The following is a 21,103-nucleotide window of genomic DNA, read 5'->3' as shown; positions in this document are numbered from 1 at the left end:
TTGCTTATCACCCTGTTTCTTCTGTGATGATCGGAACCCGAAGCCATGCCACGGTTCCGCCATGCTCTCCCCTCTTGATCCACAGGCCGTATTCCGGCCCAAAATGAAGGGATATCCGGTTCCGTATATTGTTAAGTCCAATCGAGTTAAAGGTATCTTGCGGACCGCCCTGCTCCACCTTCGCTTGTCCACCCTCCGGAAAACCCCGTCCATTATCACTTACTTCCATGATGAGCGCGTCTCGTTCCTCATAAATCGATATCACAAGGCTGCCCTTGTAATCGATACCTTCAAAGCCATGGAACACTGCGTTCTCCACAAGGGGCTGAAGCAGAAACTTCAGGGTCCTATGATTCATTACGGCTGGATCGACCTCATACGAGACATCAAATTTATTAAAATAGCGGAAATCAAGAATTTTCGTATAGTTCTCCATGAATTGGACTTCCTCCGCAATGGTCACGTAGTCGCCTTCCTTCTTCACCGTAAACTTGATGACTGAAGAGAAAGCCTGAAGCGCTTCTTCAATGCCGGTTGCTCCCTGGATCTTGGCCATCCACTTGATGACGTTCAGCGTGTTATATATAAAATGCGGACGAATCTGCGACTGCAGCGCATTCATCTCCAGATTCCGCTTCTCCTCTTCCTCCACATAGATCCGCTCGATTAAATCGCGAATTTCCTGCAGCATCTGGTCTACGGTATGGCTGATCACACCGATTTCACCGTGCTGTCTCGTATCAAAGCTTACGTCAAGCTGACCTTGGGAAACAAGCTTCATTTTGCTGTTCAGCACCGCCAGCGGTTTCATGATCGTGGTCGCAATGCGTGCCGAGATCAGGATGGACAGCACGAGCAGCAGAATCAATGCGGCGATTAAGATGGTAACCATAAGATAGACAATCGAGAACAAATCCTTCTTCGGAATGACCGTAACCGCCTTCCAATTAGCCAAAGAAGAGGAAGAAGAAATCATGTAGGTATCCCGATTGATCTTCGTGTTCACTTCGCCGTCTGCGTTATATTGAAAATCATTCCCCAATACTTCGGATGCCGACAGCCCGATTTCCTCGGGGTGGACGCTATGCACGATATGATCGGCTTCATCGATCAGATAGAAATTCGTATTCTCGGAAAATGCCGTATCGCTCCACAGCGTCTTGAGTTTATCCACCGAAATGTTAAAGAGGATAAACCCAAGATCCTCCTTCGTGTACGGATCCATGATGGCCCGGCCAACCGACACGACCGGAATTCCCTTGGCTGACAGCAGCCGCTCCTGACGAATCCCTACAGGGACAAGGCGACCATGGGCTCCTCTGATCTTCTGGACAAAAGGCTCACGGGTAAACTGCTCCTTGAAATAATCGAAGTTCATATATTCCCTGTTGCTTCGGCCAATAATCGACTGACTGTTCTCGTGATAGATGACAACGGAGTCAATCAAATCCGAGTACAGCATGATCCCGCTCTGGATCAAGCCGTTCACTTTATCGAAATCCTGCCCCCGTTCAAGCAATGGATACGTCACCTTGCCGTAATCCTTGCGCATAATGGCATACACCGTGGAGTCCTGAATCGGAAACATCGACAGTCGCAGCAGCGGCTGCAGGGAGGTGTCGATATTTTTAATAATTTGTTTGTTGTTCTCCACGGCGGCATCAATCATCGTACTCCGGTTATTCTCCACGTATACCCAGGATACGATGCCGCCGATCAGCAGGAGGGGAACGATGATAAAGGCGGAGAACGCCGCGATCAGTTTCTTCTCCAGACTTAAGTGAAGCATCTTCTGCTTTAGTTTCTTCATGAGCCGTGTCTCTCTCTTCTCGTTGGGATCATCCTTTATCGCGCCGTCCCGCTTATCCGGAATTTTCTCGGCGTCATCCCCGTAAAATTCTTGAACAATTGCGTATAATAACTCTGGCTGCAAAACTTGAACGTAAACGCGATTTCGGATATTGACTGGTTCGTATTAGCCAGCAAATGTTTGGACTCCTCAATCTTCCGCCGATTAATAAAGGTTGTAATGGATACGCCCGTCTCCCGCTTAAAGCGATCGGATAGATAGCTTGGGTGGACTTTCAAATATTCCGCAACCCTCTGCAAGGTCAGTTCCTCAAAAATATGCTCCCTAATGTAATAGATCGCCAGGTTCACAATGTGAGAGAAGGACACATCCTCTTTCTCGGAGCGAATCATCGAAACAAACTGCACCAGCATTTCATACTCAAAATGAACCAGCCGCTCCACATCGGTCATTTTCTCGATCTCAAGGATCAGCGTATCGCTTAAGTGAAAAGCAATCTCAGGATCCACGCCGCCCCGGATGATTGCGCGGGTAAATAAGGTACAGGAAGCAATCAAGGCATTCTTCTTCGACCGAAGCGGATACGTCGCCAGCACAGCCGCTTCCAGCTCGTTAATCTTACGAAGCATATCCATGGCTCTATTCTCATCGCCGAAGCGGATCGCTTCCAGCAGCTCGTGCTCATAATCAAATGGGGGATGGATAAAATTCTCGCGCAAATAATGCATACGGGAAGACAGATAAAACGGACGGTTTCCCGAGCGTGAAGGCTCTTTCATTATTTCCACACCACCTAAAAATATTGATAAAAACCTTGATATTTTAGTATAACATAACCCTGATTAGCTCTAGAATTCAAGCATAACCATGCTAGGAAGGAAGTGTAGACCATGACCTGGAATATATCAAATCCTGATTTATCACAGCAAGCGTTGCTGAATATGGAAAGTATTTTTGCACTCGGAAACGGTTACTTGGGTGTGCGTGGCAACTTCGAAGAAGGCTACGGAGAGAGTTTATCCACCATTCGCGGCACCTATCTGAACGCTTTCCACGACGTGATTGACATCCCTTACGGCGAGAAGCTCTTCGCCTTTCCCGATACACAGCAAAAACTCATTAACAATATTGATGCCCAAACGGTCCTGATCTATTTAGGTGAAGAAAAAGAACCTTTCCGCCTTGATCACGGCACGATCACTTCACATGAGCGCCACTTGCATATGGACAAGGGGTATTCGGAGCGAATCGTACAGTGGAAATCGCCTGAAGGCAAAGAGATCAAGCTGGCCTTCCGCCGTCTGGTGTCCTTCACGCACCGGGAATTGTTTGCCATCCATGTACGGATCGAACCGGTTAATTTCAACGGTCAGGTTCGCATCGTCTCCACCGTGAACGGCAAAGTGAAGAACTACACCAATGCCAATGATCCCCGGGTCGGCGCAGGGCATGCGGAACGGATGACCGTCATCGATGCCGGTGTGAAGGGAAGCGACGCCTATGTTGTTGATGAGACGATGGCCTCCAAGCTGCGCGCCGCCTGCGTGACCCGTCACCGCTTGGATGCCGTTGCCGACATTCATCTCGAGGCTGGAACCGGAGAGGTTACGTTCACGGCTACCCTTCCATTGACCGGACCGATCCACTTTACGAAATACAATCTGTATACCGACAGTCTTCGTCACGGGCAGGAGATGATCGAGCGTGGAATTCAGCTGCAGGAGGAGTTGAATGATACTTCGTTCGAGGACTTGCTTGCCGAGCAGGCCGAGTATCTGAACGCCTACTGGAAATCGGCCGATGTGCTGATTCAGAACGATGACCAGCTCCAGGAAGGCATCCGCTTCAACCTGTTCCAGCTGCTGCAATCCGCCGGTCGGGACAAGCACAGCAACATCTCCGCCAAAGGCCTGAGCGGTGAAGGTTATGAAGGCCATTATTTCTGGGACACGGAAATTTACATGTTCCCGGTATTCCTGATGACGCAGCCGGACATTGCACGCCAACTGCTGCTGTATCGTTATTCCACGCTGGAGCAAGCGAGAGACAGAGCTCGGGAAATGGGTCACCGGCAAGGCGCTCTGTTCCCGTGGCGTACGATTTCGGGAACCGAGTGCTCCTCCTTCTTCCCATCGGGAACGGCGCAATACCATATTAGCGCAGACATCGCCTACAGTTATATTCAGTATTATCTCGCCGAACAGGATCGGGATTTCCTCATGTCCTATGGGGCCGAGGTGTTGATCGAAACCGCCCGCTTGTGGGCCGACATCGGCCACTATTATAACGGCGCCTTTCATATTGATGAGGTGACGGGGCCAGATGAATATACCTGCTGCGTGAATAACAACTATTACACCAACGTTATGGCGAAGCATAACCTGAAATGGGCTGCCAAAAGCTGCACCATTCTGAAATCCTACGATGCTCAAGGCTTCAAGTCCCTCTGTGACCGGCTTGGCGTCACGGAAGACGAGATCATGGCATGGGCCAAAGCGGCGGACGCTATGCTGCTGCCGTACGACGAGGCACTCGGCATTAACCCGCAGGATGATACGTTCCTCCGCAAGGCGGTATGGGACTTCGACAACACGCCGGAGGACAAATATCCGCTGCTGCTGAACTACCATCCGCTGACCATTTACCGTTACCAAGTGTGTAAACAGGCGGATACAGTGCTTGCTCACTTCCTGCTGGAAGACGAGCAAAGCTTGGAAACGATCCAGCGTTCGTATGACTACTATGAAGGCATCACGACGCATGATTCGTCCCTGTCCTCCTGCATCTTCAGCATCATGGCTTCGAAGATCGGCAGCATGGACAAGGCGTATGAGTATTTCATCGAGACGGCACGCCTGGATCTGGACAATACGCACGGCAACACGAAGGACGGCCTGCACATGGCTAACATGGGCGGTACCTGGATGTCCATCGTCTACGGCTTTGCCGGCATGCGCCTGAAGGAAAGCGGACTTTCCCTCTCCCCGGCCATTCCGCAGGACTGGGAGAAGTATGCCTTCCGCCTGAACTTCCGCGGCCGCCTCATCGGCGTATCCATCGAGAAAGACGGCGTGACCCTGGAGATTGTTGAAGGGGATTCCATCGAGATCAAGCTGTACGACAAAGCCGTAACGCTTGAAGAAGGGAAATCTGTGAAACATGCGCTTCAGAGCAAGTAATTAGGTTTAGGCCGTGGGGTGATTGCCCTACCTATACGTATGGCATCACTCCCGGTTTACGAAGAAAACGATCTATCGATATATATTCCATGAAGACAGACTGCGGTAAGCCGTCATTTTTCTTGCGTTATCAGAGAGGTCCCATGCATCGATTTTATACTTTCTGATTTCTCAAAAAGGAGCTGTAAAAACATGAACGAAACACGTAAGTTGAAAGCTGTCATCTTTGACTTGGACGGCGTCATTACCGATACGGCGGAGTATCATTATCAGGCATGGAAAGCCACGGCAACCGAGCTGGGCATTCCTTTCACGCGAGAGTTCAACGAGAATCTCAAAGGGGTATCCCGCATGGACTCCTTAAAGCTGCTGTTAAGCCAAGCGGAGAAGCCTGTAAGCTATTCGGATGAAGAGCTGGTACAGCTGGCCGACCGCAAAAATAAGCTGTATGTCGAGCTGATCGAAACGATTACGCCAGCCGACCTGCTGCCCGGCATTACGGAGTTTGTGGCAGACATCCGATCTAGCGGCCTGAAGACCGGCATCGCGTCCGCCAGCAAGAACGCCATTGCCGTATTGACCCGGCTTGGCGTCATGGACCAGTTCGACGTCATCGTCGACGTGACCAAGCTGAAGAACAACAAGCCGGACCCGGAGATCTTCTTCACCGCTGCCGCGCAGCTTGGCGTAGAGCCTGCTGACTGCATCGGGGTGGAGGATGCCGCATCCGGCGTTGATGCCATCAAGGGCGCCGGCATGTTCGCCGTGGCAATCGGCAATGCCGCGCATTTCCCTCACGCGGATGTCGTGCTGTCCAGCACGGCGGAGCTGGACTTTCGTAAACTGGCGCAGACGTTTGAAGACTGATCATAGATTGAAGGGGTGCTCCTTAGGGGGCGCCCTTTTTTCATGTGTCCACCCCTTTTTGCAACCGATCACCATCTTCGGTAGACTTGTAGTTGGTAGTGAATACCTGTAACTTATCCGGTATGTCAGTCAGACGGGCATATCGAGAATACGATAAAGGGGACTTTCCATGGAACAAGCTGTTTTGGATCAAGGTGCCGAGCGATTCGGACAAGGTTCTTATTCACTGAAGTTACTTGGGGGATTCGATCAGAATGTATTTGAATACAACGGTGAAGACGGACGCCCCTTCATTATTAAATTCTTGGACGCATCCAAATACCGCAAAGCCTCGATCATTCGCGAGCTCACGTGGATGGCCTATCTTGCCGAGCATGGGCTGAACATAGTGGAGTCGGTTCGATCCGCTCAGGATCTTCTTATTGAAGAGATAACTCATGAGTCGAAGCGATATTATGTCATTGCTTTTACAAAGGCTCCAGGCAGCCCATTAACGGATTTGGCATCGGATTTCGCCATGATCAAGCAGTGGGGGCGCGGGATGGGCCGTATGCATAAACTCGGGATAAAGGACTCCACCGCAGCTTCGCTCGTTCACCAAATGGCCTTTCCCCAGTGGAATGATCATGTAATATTTGCCAATGCGTTCCCGGAGGCTGCAGGTGAAAGAATCCATACGCAGTGGAAGCAGTATCTTAAGGAATTAGAGTCCCTTCCGCAGGATCAGGAAGGCTACGGCATCGTCCACAATGACCTCCATCATAACAATTTTCACGTACATAACGGGGAGATTATCTTTTTCGACTTCGGGGATGTCTCCTGTCATTGGTTTGCCTACGATATCGCTATTGCCATCTATCATGCGGTTCAGACTGTACCTGAAAGCGGAAAAGCCGAATTTGTCGCCAGATTCTTCGACTCGTTCTTATCCGGCTACCTCCAAGAGAATACGCTGAGTGAGGATTGGATCGAGCGAATTCCATTTTTCATCGACTTCCGCAATATCTACTCCTTTGTCTACTTCGCCAAATTCGTAAACTGGAATGAGATGGATGAACGCACCCGGAAATATCTGTTAGCGATGAAAGCGGATATTGAGGCAGGCAAATCCGTTGTAAAGCTGTCTATTTAATAAGAGAAGGAAGATTGCTCTGCCATGAAACCAAAATCCAAACATCTCCGCAGGCTCTTATATATGGGCCTGGGGTTACTCCTCTCAGCTATCCTTCTATTCCTGCTGTTCCTTCGTCCCACGCCCATCAAGGTGGGTGGATTCACATCCTTCGCGGATGAAAATACCGTGATCTTCGAGGTGATCAATGAAGGATTCGCCGATGTGGAGCTGCTGGACGTGCGGGTGAACGATGGCATGAAGCCCGCCAAGGCTGAACTGGGCATCAGTTATTCCCTTCATCTTGTGGGCGGCAGCGACCTTGATGAAGATCCTAATATTGAATTCGTGGATATTCGGGAGTTGCCGCTAAAGCCCGATCTCATGCCCGAAAAGAAGAGAGCTGCGCTCGATCAAGGTTCGCGCATTCCGCTTAATTACGGCATCCGTCTTTATCACGATGAGCCCATCATTCAGATTGAAGTGAAATATAAGTATGGGTGGATCACTTTTACGAGAGAGATGCCGATGGGGCGATTTTTCAATAACGGCTAAATGCTCAAGGCAAAATTAAATCGATGAAGAGAGCCAAGCTCTTTGATGTCGATAATTATACTGTGTTCCCCAGGACTCTCTTTTGAAAATAAATAAGTAAACCAAAGCCTCTATCCGTGTTGGATAGAGGCTTATGTGATAAAAACCAATTCCAGAAACTGATAGATTTCCTACGATACAATCTCCGCCCAGCGGGATAACGTCTCCTCAACGCCGGCTTCTCCCTTGATCATCCGCTCAATATCCTGATTCATTTGCTGCCTGGACAGATTCCATACCTGATTGGAGAGATAAGCATTCTTCTCGATTCGGTCGATAGCGTACAACGCCGGCCCCCACCATGGGTTACCGGTACGTCCAAGCTCCTTAGCCAATGTTTTTGTGATGGGCACACCCCAATAAGCACGCCTCGCTTCCTCCGAAGAAGGTAGCGCTAATTCTTTCAGCAATTCCCATGCCAGCTCCGAATGCTTGGACGTGACAGGAATGCCGTAGCCTGTCGAGTACATCGTATAAATATCCCTGCCGCCCTGTGCATGAGGCAATCCTACCACACCATAGGTTTCACTTAACTCGGGATCGTAGGCAATCCCGTTATGCCAGCTAAAGTCATAGATCATGGCAAACCGATTCGAACGGAATATGTTGTCCACTTGGACGCCCGGCATAGGAGCCACTCGATGCTTGCGGTAAAGATCTACAATCCATTGATACGCTGCATGCGCAATCTCGCTATCCGTATAGCCCCTGCCCACAGAACCGTCCTCCGACAAATGCCGCCCTCCCTTGCGCATAAGAAACGGCTCCAAAAATTCTACATCCGGATAAATGTAAAAACCATACCCTGATTCATCCCCGTTCTCTCCGTGCCGCGTCAAGCGGACCGCAGCATCAAGAAATTGATCCTCTGTCCATTCATTCGTAGGAAAGGGTACATTCGCTTCGGCAAACCATGTTTTGTTATAAAAAATTTGGGGTACTGCGACATCCACAACCGGCAGCACAGCTAGCTGGCCCTCCCACATCGGCTGCGTCAATGCTCCCTGATAAAAATCATCCATCTTCAGCACCGGATCATTCCTCAGATAAGGCAGCAAATCTTGAACAACACCTTTACGTAACTGAGTAGAATAACCACCCTCACGGATATGCAGCAGATCAGCCCCTTCGTGATGGAATTGTTCCATCACACCATAGCTGTCCTCCGTCTGGACCAGCACCACTTTGACGTCTGGCCTGAAAACTTCGAATGATTGAATCACCGTTTGCACATATTTAAGATCATGTCCATTCGCTTCTGTGATGAGGCGAAGCTCAGTTGGTGTTGTCACTTATGATCCCTCCTTATATTATCAATCACGAATTGCAAACTTCGCATGGCTTCCCTTTCCTGTTCATGAGCCCGTTTCAAAAGATCGCTTGCCGCCACGATCGCTTCCGGGTCAGCACTTCCGGTGCCGCAAGGAAACGGGAAGAGCGTCTCCAGTTCCATCCACATCTTTGCCGACTCTTCATAACATGTTATGAGATGATCATAGGCTTCATTTATCTGATACTCAGATATCGTTGAATCATGGACTATTCCGCTATCAGCCGTTTCATGGCAGCCCCTTTGCGCACTCCATCGGTCCTTGAGATCGCGAAGATACGTACCGGCATGCCTCCGGGCATCCCCATACACGCGAATCAAATAGCTCATCCCATGCAGATTGATATGCGCTTCACCCTGCTTCAGGTGATTTCTCCAGGCATCATAAGCCGCCAAACCCTGCACATAATGAGGAAATGGGGTGCGCGGCGAATAACCGTCACCCTCTACGGCGACTCTGGCGATACGGCTTAGCTGCTCCTCCATAGAAGGCAATGCAACCCGCCTCGTACCATTCACCTGTTCGGGTCTCTTTTTAATTCCGCACAAAAAACGCAAGCTGCTTGTTGTCAGCTCTTCGTACGTTATGGTTTTCATGTAAGGAGCCGACGGGTCCGTCACATAAAGCTCCTGCCGACCGTCATCGTAACCGTAAATCAGGCTCCATTCAAACGTAAAAGGCTTCTGAACGTAGGTATCAAAAAACATCACCGGCGTTCCCGCAATCAAGTATTCCCTGACAAAGTTCATGACCTCAGGACTCCTTGACTTCGCAAAAGGAAAGGCGGAGGCTACGGGTACCAGTGGAACAATACCTTCATCCGGAAGCTGACCGATCACAAATGCAGTTTCATATCCCATCCCATCAAACAGCTGCCTTAATACCTCCTGCCAATCGAATACAAACGCACCGTCAGCATAGGTGGACAATCCGGAGATTCGCAAGCGGAACGCATAACCGGAGCGTCCCATCAGCTCGCTCACACTATATGTATGATTCATCATGTCCAGCATCATGGAGACGGTATCGATAAGGGAAGACGCCGTTTCCCTCGTTCTAGTTCTAGGCAATGGCAACTTTTTCACCCAGCTGTTTCCTCCATTCTTCTCCTGATCCGGTTTCCCTGAAGAAGCAGGGATCAGCATGCGGGAATGCTCCTCACGCACCTTGCGTTTGGCCCTATAGATGTACGTATAGACCGACTGGGTTGTCGTCTGGAACATCGCGGCGATCTCATCAGGAGACCATTGTTTAAAAAAATAAGCTTCAAAAATGCCGCGTTCCTTGCGGCTTAAGCCGTGCAGGAAGGACTGGATCATTTCAATCGTTTCCTTGCGTAAGTACAACGTCTCCGGATTCAACTCATTCTGTTTGTGCGTTAGCTTCACAGACAGAAATTGCAAAATATGATCCACATCGCCCCAATCGATATTGGCGGAATCCATCGTTTGGGATGGCTTCAGGCTGGTGAAGGGCTGTTCGATTCGATAAGGACCGCCCCGTCGCAGCTTCATCTGCGCCTGCCTGCGGACAATGGCCTGCAGCCAGCCCATGAATCTGGAAGAATCGATCAGTTGTCCGACATGCAGGAACGCCTTGATTAACGAATCCTGCACGATATCCTCTGCCATGTGGGTATCCCGGGTCATGGAACGCGCCCAGGAACGAGCCGAGGTTCGATGACGGCGAACAAGCTCCCCGAAGGCTTCCGTATCTCCTGCCTTCGCCCGCTCTGTTAAGAAACGGTCCTCCATCGTCTCGATGGTCGTCCCATCTGCCGTGATTTCCAGCATAAATCTCCCCTTTCTCCTCTCTTGATCGGTTATTTATGGTCCTATAGAAGAAGATGCCTGCGGCACTCATGATTTGAACAAAACTTCGGATTTTTTTTAAAAGAGTTTGATTTAATTGAGAAATCAGCTCTCGTAAAAAACAGGGATTACATCAATTCTCTAACGCGAGTGTAATAATATAATATCATTTTGACAATAGATGGAAGGCAATCGATTTCATGTCGGAATCGGTCTATGACTTTGGCGATTTATTCCGATACGATCGACTGCGGCAGTTCTTGAATGCGATGCTGTGCTTGCAATTCCTCCGTCTGGAACTCACAGATAAACGAGACACAAAAAGACGTCCCTTGATCATTCGGGAACGTCTTTTTGAAATGAGATCCAACTCGTCTTGAGTTTAGAAGGTTGGAAATTTATTGATAATAAAAAACCGGGCTGTAGCAACCCGGTTCATGATCATTAAGATGACACAACATAGTTATTCAAAAAATTCCGCAGTGCAGCCTCCATATCAGGCTCCCCACCCTCTTCGATCCATGAATCCTGAAGAACAAGATAGCTGCAGGCACTGCTCTGCAAATAGCTGTAGATGATTTGTGCAGCATCGATATCTTCCCGGGTAACCTCGGTAGCATCGCATTCCATATCCCTCGTGAAATAGCTGAGAATCAAGGCTTTGACCCTCTGCCTCAACGATTCCATGTCCACTGTGGTAGCCACAGAGCATCGCTCGCTGTGCAGCACAACGTTCCCCTTAATCAGAAATAACTTGATCGTATCTTCGTCTAGATACTCGTAGACAACGATGCTGTGATTCTCTTCGGCGAACTCGATCACATGCCGTTTACTTAAGAGAAAGTTTACCGCCTCCATGCCGTCCCTGTATTTTGCAGCCTGCTCAAAATCGAAACGCTCTGCGGCGTCGAGCATGTTGCGCTCCATTTCATCATATAAACTTCGGTCGTCCCCCTGAAGCAGAGCAATGAATCGATCCATGATTTCATCAAATTGCCGCGCGGTTTCGCCGCCAAGACACTTGCCAAGACAGAGGCCAATCGAATAATTCAAGCAGGGAGTATTTGCCGAAGAAGCGGCAGGTGTATGATTACAGGCGATTTTACAGCATTCCTTAACCTTTTGCACTGCATGTTCAAGACTATGTCTGCTGGCTGTATAGGGGCCGAAACAACGAGAGCAGTCGTGACCACCTTCATCCAGTGTATCTGTAATTTCTAGCCATCGCCAATCTCGCTTTTGTCGCAATACGATATAACTATAGCCTAGCGGATTTTTCATCTTGCGGTTATACATCGGCTTTATATCCTGAATAAGCCTGCATTCCAGCATGAACGCCTCAAACTCCGTGTCGGTGACGATATGCTCCAGGTCTTTGATATGCTGAACCAGCTTCTTCACTTTTGGGGAGTGCGATTTATTGTTGTAAAAATACGACTGCACTCTCTTCTTGAGACTTTTGGATTTGCCAACGTAAATGACCGTTCCCCGCGAATCTCTCATGAGATATACGCCCGGCGACAGCGGCAACTCTTGTATTTTTGTTTTCATTTTGACTGTCGATCCTCTCAACGAATCTATTAAACATGGCGTTTTCCGTTCAATTCCAAGATACCATATGCACACCAAAAAGCACCACAGTCACGGGCTGATCCAATTCGATGAATGTGGTGCCTCTATTAGGGACTAGGGCTACAGCCTCTATTACCCCTTCTCGCATAGAGTTGATTGGTTGTCATGCTCCCGTACCCGAAAGGGGCCCAAAAATAACAGACTCTCGAATAGGCGCGACGGCACGCGCATAATCTTTTTCATTGATGCAATACGCACGCTGCGCGGCCTCATTCGGCAGGAAGCGCAGAAAATCTGAGTCATACACAAAATCAGGGCTAGCTCCTCGCTGTAGTAAAATAGAGACTATCTATTTCAATTCAGCTTTTTCTAGTGAGCCAGAAAGAAGACATAGCCATATCCCTCTAACTTCGCATTCGATACTGCTGCCGATATTGCCTCGGCGACATCTGAACCGCCCGCTTGAACATCTTACCAAAGTGGGAGAAGTTGCTGAATCCCGAGCGCATGGCGATATCCGTGATGGGATCATCACTCTCCCGCAACAGCCGCTGCGCTTCCTTGACCCGAAACAGATTAAGATAATCGCTAAAGGTAAACCCCGTTGTCTGTTTGAACAGCCGGCTGAGATAGTGCGGACTGATTCGGAACGCCTCCGCTATCTCGGGCAGCGTTAAGGCCTTCTGGTAGTTGTCGTTAAGATACCGGACGACCGCCTGGGTCTTCGGATGAAGAACCGGCTCGGTATCGGCGGAGCGAACCGTTCCCAGATGCCGGTTACGGTAGGCGAAGAGCAGCAATTCAACCGTCCGGTGCCGCAGCAGCCAGCTGCTCCCCGCCTGGGGACGGACCATCTCCTCCACCATTTCACCGACCATTCGCTCCATGACTTCACATCCCGGTGAAGGAAGCCTTAGAATCGGAACATCCCAGCCGAACGGCTCCTTCAGTCCTTCGGCCAGGTCGGGTGATACGGTCAATTCCGCAAATAACTCCGGACTTATATAAAGGACAACCCGGTCATGATCGGGCCGGCCGCTGTCTAGCGTCTTATGAACGGCATTCCGGTCCACGAAAACGAGATCCCCGGCTCTGACCCGGTAGGAACGGTCCTTAATGAAGTATATGCGCTCACCCGATAAGAGGTAGTACAACTCGTAATGATCATGAAGATGGTCAACCGTCATGGAGAAGTATCCAATGCGGCGGTCATATTCAATGTCCAAATATCCGCTAGGATCGTGATAATCCGCTCGAAACGGCTTCGTCATGTCGCTGCCCCCTTTGCTTGGATTATAGCAAAATAAGCGGTGTTCGAAAGCGATTAAGCATAAAATGCGGCGAAAGAAGTGCTTCCTTGTTATAGGCTATAGCTATATTCAAGGAGGCGATAGAGATGAGTGACAAGAAACGCTATGTATTGGTCGGAACCGGCGGCCGAGCCGAATTTTTTTATGGCGCTCTGGCCCAGAATTTCCGTGACAGATCCGAGCTTGCTGCCTTTTGCGATATCAACCAGACTCGCATGAATTACGCGAATCAGCTGCTGCGGGAAAAATATAAATACACCGAGGTGCCTACATACACCGCGGACCAATTCGACCAGATGATCGAGAACGAGAAGCCTGACTTCGTCATTGTCACGAGCATCGACCGGACCCATCACAAGTACATTATCCGCGCGATGGAGCTTGGATGCGATGTCGTGACCGAGAAGCCAATGACGATCGACGAGGAGAAATGCCAAGCCATCCTGGATGCCGCCAAGCGGACCGGACAAAATATCAGGGTCACCTTCAACTACCGTTACGCTCCCCATCATACCAAGGTACGGGAGTTAATCATGAATAATACCATCGGCCAGGTGACCTCGGTTCACTTCGAATGGCTGCTGAATACCCGCCACGGAGCGGATTACTTCCGGCGTTGGCACCGGGACAAGCGGAACAGCGGCGGACTGCTCGTCCATAAATCCACCCATCACTTTGACTTAGTCAATTTCTGGATCGGCTCGCATCCTGAAACCGTTTTTGCATTTGGAGATCTCATGTACTATGGTAGAGAGAATGCCGAAGCACGGGGCGTAACGCAATTTTACAATCGTGCCACCGGCAACAAGGTTGCGAAAGAGGATCCTTTCGCGCTCCATCTGGATTCCGATGCGCATCTCAAAGCCATGTATCTGGATGCTGAGCCGGAAGATGGCTATCAGCGGGACCAGAGCGTTTTCGGCGACGGCATTAATATTGAGGATACGATGGGCGTTCTCGTACGATATCAGAACAAAGCCATTTTAACGTATTCGCTGGTGGCCTATCAGCCGTGGGAAGGCTATCGCATCGCAATTAACGGCACCAAGGGCCGGATCGAGATGAACATTGTCGAACAATCCTACGTGAATTCGCTGGGGGACAAGAATCAGGAAGGCGCGTTAATCGGAAAAACGCTGCGGGTGCTTCCAATGTTCGATGCCCCTTATGAGGTTCATGTCGAAGAGAAAAAAGGCGGGCATGGCGGAGGCGACCCGGTTCTTCTGAATGATTTGTTCGGAGAGCCCGTGGAAGATCCGTACGCCCGTGCGGCCGACCATATCGATGGGGCGAGGTCCATACTAACAGGAATTGCAGCCAACCGCGCCATCGCAACCGGCATGCCTGTACGAATCAACAATCTGGTTCGTTTTTAGGCCGTACAAGGCTGCTCCACACACAACAAAAAAAAGAGCCGTCCGCAGACGGCTCTTCCTGTATATCATATTACAGCTTCACAATTCTACCGGTCTCTTGGGATTCGAATGCACCCAGGATCACGTTCAAGGAACGCAGTCCTTCCTCACCGGAAATGCTAGGAGGCGTGTTCGTAAGAATGGATTCGACAAAAGTGTCGATGACGCCGCTCGGAACCTGCTTCTCATTGGTTGCCATGGCGCCAACCTTGTAGGTTTCCACCGTACCGTCGGTCAGTTCAACAACCACTTCATCACCGTTAACGGTTCCGATCATCATGGCGCCCTTCTCGCACCATAATACCGTTCCGTTATCGCCGGCTCTGTAATGCGTCCAGCTCGCCATCAGTGTGCCTACGGCACCGCTCTTCATGCGAACGATACAAGTCGCGTTGTCGTCTACATCGGTTCCGTCTTTATGAACCGTTCCGATGAACCCCGCCACTTCCACGATTTCATCGTTCAGCAAATAACGGATAAAGTCGGATTTATGCACGCCGAGGTCACCCATAGCGCCCATAATCGCTTCTTCTTTGCGAAAGAACCAGCTGTCGCGACCATCGAGGCTCCAGCTCTCCGGACCGCCGTGGCCGAAGGAAGTACGGAAGGTAAGCACCTTGCCGAGCTTGCCGGAATCCAGGATTTCCTTCGCTTTCACGTGCGGAGGCATGAGACGCTGGTTGTGGCCTACCATCAGGTAAACCCCATTTTTGCGGGCTGCCTCGATCATTAGCTCTCCTTCTTCAGCCGTTGTTGCCATCGGCTTCTCCACCAGCACATGAAGACCGGCATTCGCAGCCGCGATGCTCATTGGGGCATGCAGATAGTTCGGCGTACATACGCTAACGGCATCGAGCTTCTCGTTCTTCAGCAGTTCTTGATAGTCTGTATAAGCTTTACCGCCATATTGGGCTGCCATTTCTTCGGCGCGTTCCTTTACCGGATCGGCAAAAGCAACCAGCTCCACGTTAGCATTGTTCGCGTATTCAGGAATATGTCTGCGCTGGGCGATTGCGCCGCAGCCAAACACAGCCACTTTAATTTTACTCATTGAAAGTCTCCTTTGTGCTCATAGATTAAAATTGGTTCAGGTAGTTCTGCTTCAGCCAGTTCATACTGTTCTCCACACTTTGCAGCGGCGGATTCTGACATACGTCCTGCTCGACGATCAGCCATTCCGTGCCTGCATCGGATGCAGCCTGAATGACGCCCGGCAGGTTAACCGACCCTTGGCTCAGCTCCAGCGTTTTCATGTTGCCTTCCGCATCCTTGCTGAAGTCTTTCAGGTGAAGCAGCGGAAGACGGCCTGCATATTTTGGAATGTAAGCAAGCGGATCTTGTCCGGCAAATTGTACCCAGCAAACGTCCATTTCCACTTGCACGGCTTCCGGCGTCGTTGCGGAATACATCGCATCAAAGACAAACTGGCCATCGACCTCGGTTTCGAATTCGAATGCATGGTTATGGTATCCAAAGATCAGTCCCTGCTTGCGGGCTTCGGCCCCTACTTCCTCCAGGAAGGAGAAGAGGTTCTTCCAATCCTCGGCATCTTTACGATCTTCTTCGGCCACATATGGACACATCATATATTTAGCGCCAATGGTTTTCAGGTAATCAATTTCCTTCTGCAGATCTGCACGAAGAAGGTGCAGGCCTACGTGACTGCCGATCGCTTTCAGGCCAAGTTCTTGAAGAAGCGTTTTCATTTCCTCGGCTGGAATGTCTCCATACCCTGCGAATTCCACGCCTTCATAACCTAATTCAGCCACTTTGCGAAGCGTACCGCGGAAATCCTGTGCTGTCTCATCGCGCAGCGTATACATTTGCAAACCAATGTTCATTCTTCTCATTATAGCGCACCTCGATTCCAAAAATGAGTTACTGCTCTATCTGCTACTATCATACATGCAAATAGGCTAAAATGAACATAAACAATATTGCTGCAACATGAACTATCTGCTTACATTTTTACTGGGGGTTGTTACCATGATGGAGGCAAGGCTGCTGATCTGCGACTATTCCTATCACTTCCAGCAATTTAGCAACAGCCATCGGGGCGGCTTGACGACCTATCTTTTCCGTCTTCAAACCGAGGGCTCCTGCGAAATCTACTGCAACGGCATCGAGCACCACGTGCAGGCAGGCGACCTGCTGCTGCTGAAGCCCGGCGATGAATACGAGCTGCGGGTGAAGGAAGACGGCGAGGATGGCCGCGTGTCCAGCGGGGATTATTTTATATTTTGCGACGGCTCCTGGATTGATGATTGGTGGAACCGCATCCCCCGCCCTGTCGTCAGCCATGTCGGGCTCGACGATCATTTGCTGGGCCTGTGGAGACAGATGCTGCTGGAGAAGCGGCGCGGACTTGAGGGGGAAATCGGGGAGCTGACCGACTACTTGCTGCGGAGTCTTTGCCTCTGCCTAGACCGGGCCATTACCGAGATCAAGCCGACCGATCGTCTTGCCTTTACAGCCCTGCGGCTGAAGCGATTCGTAGAGGAACATGCCACCATCACCTTCAAGCTGGAGGAGGCTGCTTCCCATGTGGGACTCAGTTTATCCCGTGCCGTTAAACTGTTCAAGGAATATTACGGAAAAACGATGATCCAGTACGCCCTGGAGATCAGGTTGAATGCAGCCGTCGAGCGCATGAAATACAGCACCATGACGCTGGAGGAAATCGCGGAAACCTGCGGCTTTGCTAGCTATTCCTATTTTCACCGGGTATTCCGGGCCAACTACGGCGTGTCCCCGATCAAGTTCCGGGCAACGGCAACGGTACCGGCCAGGCCGGAACAAGCAAAAGGCCCCCGCTGAATTTTTTCTACTATATAATGAAGTAATAAAAAAGCAGCCCATGCTCATCCTTAAAGGCAGAAGCTTGGCTGCTTTGCGTATTCATAACTCTATATATTTTCCAGAACTCTAATTTCTTTCCTTGCTCGTATTGGAAGGCAGCTATTCATGTATGGTTGCAGCACTCATCGATTTCTCATGATGCAGCAGCCACTGCTTGCGCGACAATCCTCCGCCATATCCGCCCAATTCGCCGCTCGTATTGATCACCCGATGGCATGGAATGACAATCGCGAGCTGGTTGGCGCCATTCGCTTGGGCGACGGCGCGATAGGCGGTAGGCCTTCCCATCGTTGCTGCGAGCTCGCCATACGAAGACGTCTGTCCAGGTGGAATCTGCAGTAACTGAGCCCATACTTCTTTTTGAAACGGCGATCCTAATAGAAACAAAGGTGTCTTGAATTCCGTTAATTCCCCGTCAAAATACGCGCCGAGTTCAAGTTCGATCGAACGGATCGGAGCTGTATAACCCGGAATGATGGCCGACTTGGTTCTCTGCCGGAGACGTTCAACCTCACGCTCCAGGCCCCGGCGGTCCACGAATTCGAGCAAATACAGCGCCTCCTCATCCGCGATGGCCATCATCGGTCCAAGGCGCGTGTCGAGCCACGATGCTTTTAAGATCTTGTTATTCCCCGATCGAGTAGGCGCTGCGCCCATAATGCGCGAAAAAGCATCCCTAAAGCCACTGCTGGACTCGTAGCCGGTCGACAGCTGCGCATCGATGACGGCATGCCCCTCCCGGATTTGCTTCAGGGCAAGTCCCATCCGCCGTGCCCGTGCATATTCGACGAAGGTCATCCCGAACCGCTTCTTGAATTGGCGTCTCGCCGTCGAAGCATCCACGGACAGCTTCTGAAAATCCTGGTTGGTCCACCTTTTCTCCGGATTTTCTTCCACCGCCTCAACGAGCAGCCGGACCAGGTCGGACACCTGATTGGGGTGTGATAGCGGACGGCATCGTTTACAGGGCCTGAAGGAAGCAAGCAGCGCTTCTTGAGCCGTCTCGTAAAATTCGCAATTTTCCATTTTTGGTTTTCGGGCCGGACATGTCGGGCGGCAGAACACCCCCGTGGTCTTCACGCCCACATAAAAAACGCCCTCGTACTCCGATTTCTTTTCCACTAATGCCTGATAATACTCCTGTTGATTCGCAGCCGATATCACTTGGGGTTCCTCCCTCGATCTCATATACGTACACTGTGGCTATCGCTTGCAAGCCATCATCTCATGCTCTCTTTGTCCTTGTCTTCCTATTATATTGGATATGCCGGCATAGCGTAGCCGAAAATCGTGCATGAATATTTTCGAGGGAGAAGCGAAAACTTTGCCAACTTCAGTACTTAAACAAACCGCACTACGGAATTAGACCAACCTAATAATCCTAGTTGACCTAATAATACGAAAAACCCCTTCCTTTGAACCGGAAGAGGCCTTTCTTTTAAGAATATTGAATTTCCTTAAGACCAAAGATTTAACCTTTGATGGACCCTGCCACCATACCCTTCATGATCTGCTCCTGCAAGATCAGGTAGGCCACAATCGTTGGAATGACTGCGATCGCCATCGCTCCCATCGTCAAGCTGTAATCCGTGCCGAAGCCGTCCGAGAACAAGGACAGACTTAGCGGCAGCGTCTTCAGCGCTTGCGTATTGATAAATACGAGTGCGAAGGAGAAGTCATTCCAGAATCGAAGGAATGCCAGAATCGATATCGTTGCCACGATCGGCGTACAGAGCGGAAGAATCATTCTGCCGAAGATTCCCCACCAGCCGCTGCCGTCAATCATGGCCGCTTCTTCAATCTCTCTTGGAATGGATGACATGTAAGCCATCGCCAAGAAGATCGCGATTGGCAGCTCAAATGCCGTATAAGGCAGAATGAGCGCACCGTACGTGTCGAGCAGGCCGATATTTTTCATCATAATAAATAGGGGCACCAGCGTACTGTGAATCGGAATCAGCAGCCCGGTCGTAAACAACACGACCACCAGCTTTTTGAACCGAAACTCGAATCTGGACAATACATATGCCGCAAGTACACTGAGCAGGATGGTCAGAACGACAGCTGTAATCGTCACAACCGTTGAATTCAGCATCGCTCTGCCCATATTTCCAAGCTCCCATGCCCGGAATAAATTCTCGGTCATCCACTCCTTCGGCAAGCCGTAAGGGTTGGTGAAGAAATCCTGATTCGATTTAAACGCGCTCGTAAAAAGCCAGTACAAGGGATAGAGCGTAAGAATCGCATACACAATCAGCAGCAATTTTACGAACCCGGTTAACCCCTTCGTGATGACGCGTTTCCCTGAGGCGTTTCCGGTCCCGGTCGTCTGTAAATTCACATCGCTCCCTCCTTCATGTTAACTTGACTTTCTGCGCGTTGCGAAATAGTTAAGCGCGATAAGAATGGCGCTGACAATCATAATCATCGTGGAGACGGCGGAGCCGTAACCGTAACGGTACACGCTGAACGTGCTGTTGTACATATAAGTGGCTAGCAGCTCGGTCGATTGCGCCGGTCCGCCACCCGTCATGACGATGACATGGTCAAAAGCTTTCAGGCTTCCCGAGATGCATAGCACAATGGTTACGACAACCGTGCTCCAGATCATCGGCAGCGTGATTTGCATCAGCTTGTTCCAGCCGGTGGACCCATCGATTTTGGCCGCATCATGGATCTCCGGTGAAATATTTTGCAGTGCTGCGATAAAGATGACCAGATAAGGGCCGATGTTCGCCCAGTTAATCGGGATTGATATCGCCAGCATGTTGACTTTTGGATCGGACAGCCAGGCACGGGTCCATGACTCCAGACCGAGCATTTCCAGCACATAGTTGGCGATTCCGAACTGAGGATGATAAATATAACCCCAGATGAGACCGACAACAACCGTGGAGAGAACCATCGGCATGAATACGGCAGACCGAATGAACCTGGAGAAGAACGAATTCTTGAACAATACAATAGCCAGAATCAACGCGATTGGAACCTGACCGATAATGGATGATACGACCAGAATCAGGTTGTTTCGAAGCGCCCGCCAGAAGATCGGATCCTTGAACATCTCTTTATAATTATCAAGACCGATAAATGTGGCGTCTCCGAACCCTTTCCAACTGAAAAATCCGTAGTAAGCTGACCAGAAGACCGGAATAATGACAAATATCAGAAACAACAGAAGCGCAGGAAGAAGAGCTATGGCTATAAATCCTTTGCTTCTCATCGCTGTAGGCATGGCAGCCTC

General features: G+C 50.2%; 17 protein-coding genes. 6 read left to right on the top strand and 11 right to left on the bottom strand.

Annotated features, from left to right (window positions below; all coding sequences use genetic code 11):
- Window positions 1-7 precede the first annotated feature (7 nt).
- Window positions 8-1,810, bottom strand: coding sequence for a histidine kinase (locus tag MKY48_RS02625; RefSeq protein WP_339292234.1), 1,803 nt, complete (start codon window positions 1,808-1,810; stop codon window positions 8-10).
- A 35-nt stretch (window positions 1,811-1,845) separates the two neighbouring features.
- Complete coding sequence (locus tag MKY48_RS02620) at window positions 1,846-2,589, bottom strand: AraC family transcriptional regulator (protein ID WP_076322399.1); 744 nt, start codon at window positions 2,587-2,589, stop codon at window positions 1,846-1,848.
- A 111-nt stretch (window positions 2,590-2,700) separates the two neighbouring features.
- Here MKY48_RS02620 and MKY48_RS02615 point away from each other — a divergent pair, with 111 nt between their 5' ends.
- From MKY48_RS02615 to MKY48_RS02600, 4 genes are all read left to right on the top strand, one after another.
- Window positions 2,701-4,989 carry a glycosyl hydrolase family 65 protein gene (locus MKY48_RS02615; RefSeq protein WP_339292233.1) on the top strand — a complete coding sequence of 763 codons (2,289 nt, stop codon included), beginning with the start codon at window positions 2,701-2,703 and terminating at the stop codon, window positions 4,987-4,989.
- A 192-nt stretch (window positions 4,990-5,181) separates the two neighbouring features.
- Complete coding sequence (gene pgmB / locus MKY48_RS02610; protein WP_339292232.1) at window positions 5,182-5,856, top strand: beta-phosphoglucomutase; 675 nt, start codon at window positions 5,182-5,184, stop codon at window positions 5,854-5,856.
- Window positions 5,857-6,025: 169 nt separating this feature from the next.
- Window positions 6,026-6,988, top strand: coding sequence for a phosphotransferase (locus MKY48_RS02605; RefSeq protein ID WP_339292231.1), 963 nt, complete (start codon window positions 6,026-6,028; stop codon window positions 6,986-6,988).
- A gap of 24 nt (window positions 6,989-7,012) precedes the next feature.
- Complete coding sequence (locus MKY48_RS02600; RefSeq protein WP_339292230.1) at window positions 7,013-7,522, top strand: hypothetical protein; 510 nt, start codon at window positions 7,013-7,015, stop codon at window positions 7,520-7,522.
- A 170-nt stretch (window positions 7,523-7,692) separates the two neighbouring features.
- Here MKY48_RS02600 and MKY48_RS02595 read toward each other — a convergent pair whose 3' ends face one another.
- The 4 genes from MKY48_RS02595 to MKY48_RS02580 form a co-directional block, all read right to left on the bottom strand.
- Window positions 7,693-8,853 (bottom strand): extracellular solute-binding protein, encoded by a 1,161-nt coding sequence (locus MKY48_RS02595; RefSeq protein WP_339292229.1) that lies wholly within the window; start codon window positions 8,851-8,853, stop codon window positions 7,693-7,695.
- Window positions 8,850-10,685, bottom strand: a complete 1,836-nt coding sequence (locus MKY48_RS02590) for a sigma-70 family RNA polymerase sigma factor (protein WP_339292228.1) — start codon at window positions 10,683-10,685, stop codon at window positions 8,850-8,852. Before MKY48_RS02590 ends, MKY48_RS02595 begins: the two co-directional genes overlap by 4 nt.
- Before the next feature lie 462 nt (window positions 10,686-11,147).
- Entirely contained in the window at window positions 11,148-12,254 is a 1,107-nt protein-coding gene (locus MKY48_RS02585; protein ID WP_339292227.1) for a GIY-YIG nuclease family protein, read from the bottom strand.
- 425 nt (window positions 12,255-12,679) lie between these two features.
- Complete coding sequence (locus tag MKY48_RS02580) at window positions 12,680-13,546, bottom strand: AraC family transcriptional regulator (protein ID WP_339292226.1); 867 nt, start codon at window positions 13,544-13,546, stop codon at window positions 12,680-12,682.
- Window positions 13,547-13,671: 125 nt separating this feature from the next.
- On the opposite strand from MKY48_RS02580, the gene MKY48_RS02575 reads away from it, so the two are divergent.
- Complete coding sequence (locus MKY48_RS02575) at window positions 13,672-14,961, top strand: Gfo/Idh/MocA family oxidoreductase (protein ID WP_339292225.1); 1,290 nt, start codon at window positions 13,672-13,674, stop codon at window positions 14,959-14,961.
- Between the two features lie 70 nt (window positions 14,962-15,031).
- Here the strand turns inward: MKY48_RS02575 and MKY48_RS02570 are convergent, their stop codons facing one another.
- Both MKY48_RS02570 and MKY48_RS02565 read right to left on the bottom strand, forming a co-directional pair.
- The gene (locus MKY48_RS02570; protein WP_339292224.1) at window positions 15,032-16,051 is read right to left on the bottom strand and encodes a Gfo/Idh/MocA family oxidoreductase; all 1,020 of its coding nucleotides are present in this window, start codon (window positions 16,049-16,051) and stop codon (window positions 15,032-15,034) included.
- 25 nt (window positions 16,052-16,076) lie between these two features.
- Window positions 16,077-16,850 (bottom strand): sugar phosphate isomerase/epimerase, encoded by a 774-nt coding sequence (locus MKY48_RS02565; protein ID WP_339292223.1) that lies wholly within the window; start codon window positions 16,848-16,850, stop codon window positions 16,077-16,079.
- Between the two features lie 139 nt (window positions 16,851-16,989).
- Here MKY48_RS02565 and MKY48_RS02560 point away from each other — a divergent pair, with 139 nt between their 5' ends.
- A complete protein-coding gene (locus MKY48_RS02560) occupies window positions 16,990-17,817 on the top strand; it encodes an AraC family transcriptional regulator (protein WP_339293466.1) in 828 nt (275 codons plus the stop codon).
- Window positions 17,818-17,958: 141 nt separating this feature from the next.
- Here the strand turns inward: MKY48_RS02560 and MKY48_RS02555 are convergent, their stop codons facing one another.
- The 3 genes from MKY48_RS02555 to MKY48_RS02545 form a co-directional block, all read right to left on the bottom strand.
- The gene (locus MKY48_RS02555; protein WP_339292222.1) at window positions 17,959-19,023 is read right to left on the bottom strand and encodes a trifunctional transcriptional activator/DNA repair protein Ada/methylated-DNA--[protein]-cysteine S-methyltransferase; all 1,065 of its coding nucleotides are present in this window, start codon (window positions 19,021-19,023) and stop codon (window positions 17,959-17,961) included.
- Window positions 19,024-19,330: 307 nt separating this feature from the next.
- Window positions 19,331-20,200 carry a carbohydrate ABC transporter permease gene (locus MKY48_RS02550; RefSeq protein WP_339269804.1) on the bottom strand — a complete coding sequence of 290 codons (870 nt, stop codon included), beginning with the start codon at window positions 20,198-20,200 and terminating at the stop codon, window positions 19,331-19,333.
- Between the two features lie 18 nt (window positions 20,201-20,218).
- Window positions 20,219-21,094 carry a sugar ABC transporter permease gene (locus tag MKY48_RS02545; protein WP_076322415.1) on the bottom strand — a complete coding sequence of 292 codons (876 nt, stop codon included), beginning with the start codon at window positions 21,092-21,094 and terminating at the stop codon, window positions 20,219-20,221.
- Between the last annotated feature and the right edge of the window lie 9 nt (window positions 21,095-21,103).

The organism is Paenibacillus sp. FSL W8-0187 (genome assembly GCF_037969755.1).
GTDB lineage: Bacteria > Bacillota > Bacilli > Paenibacillales > Paenibacillaceae > Paenibacillus_AQ.
Note: the sequence above shows the minus strand (reverse complement) of the source record. Positions and strands in the feature narration are given on the sequence as shown.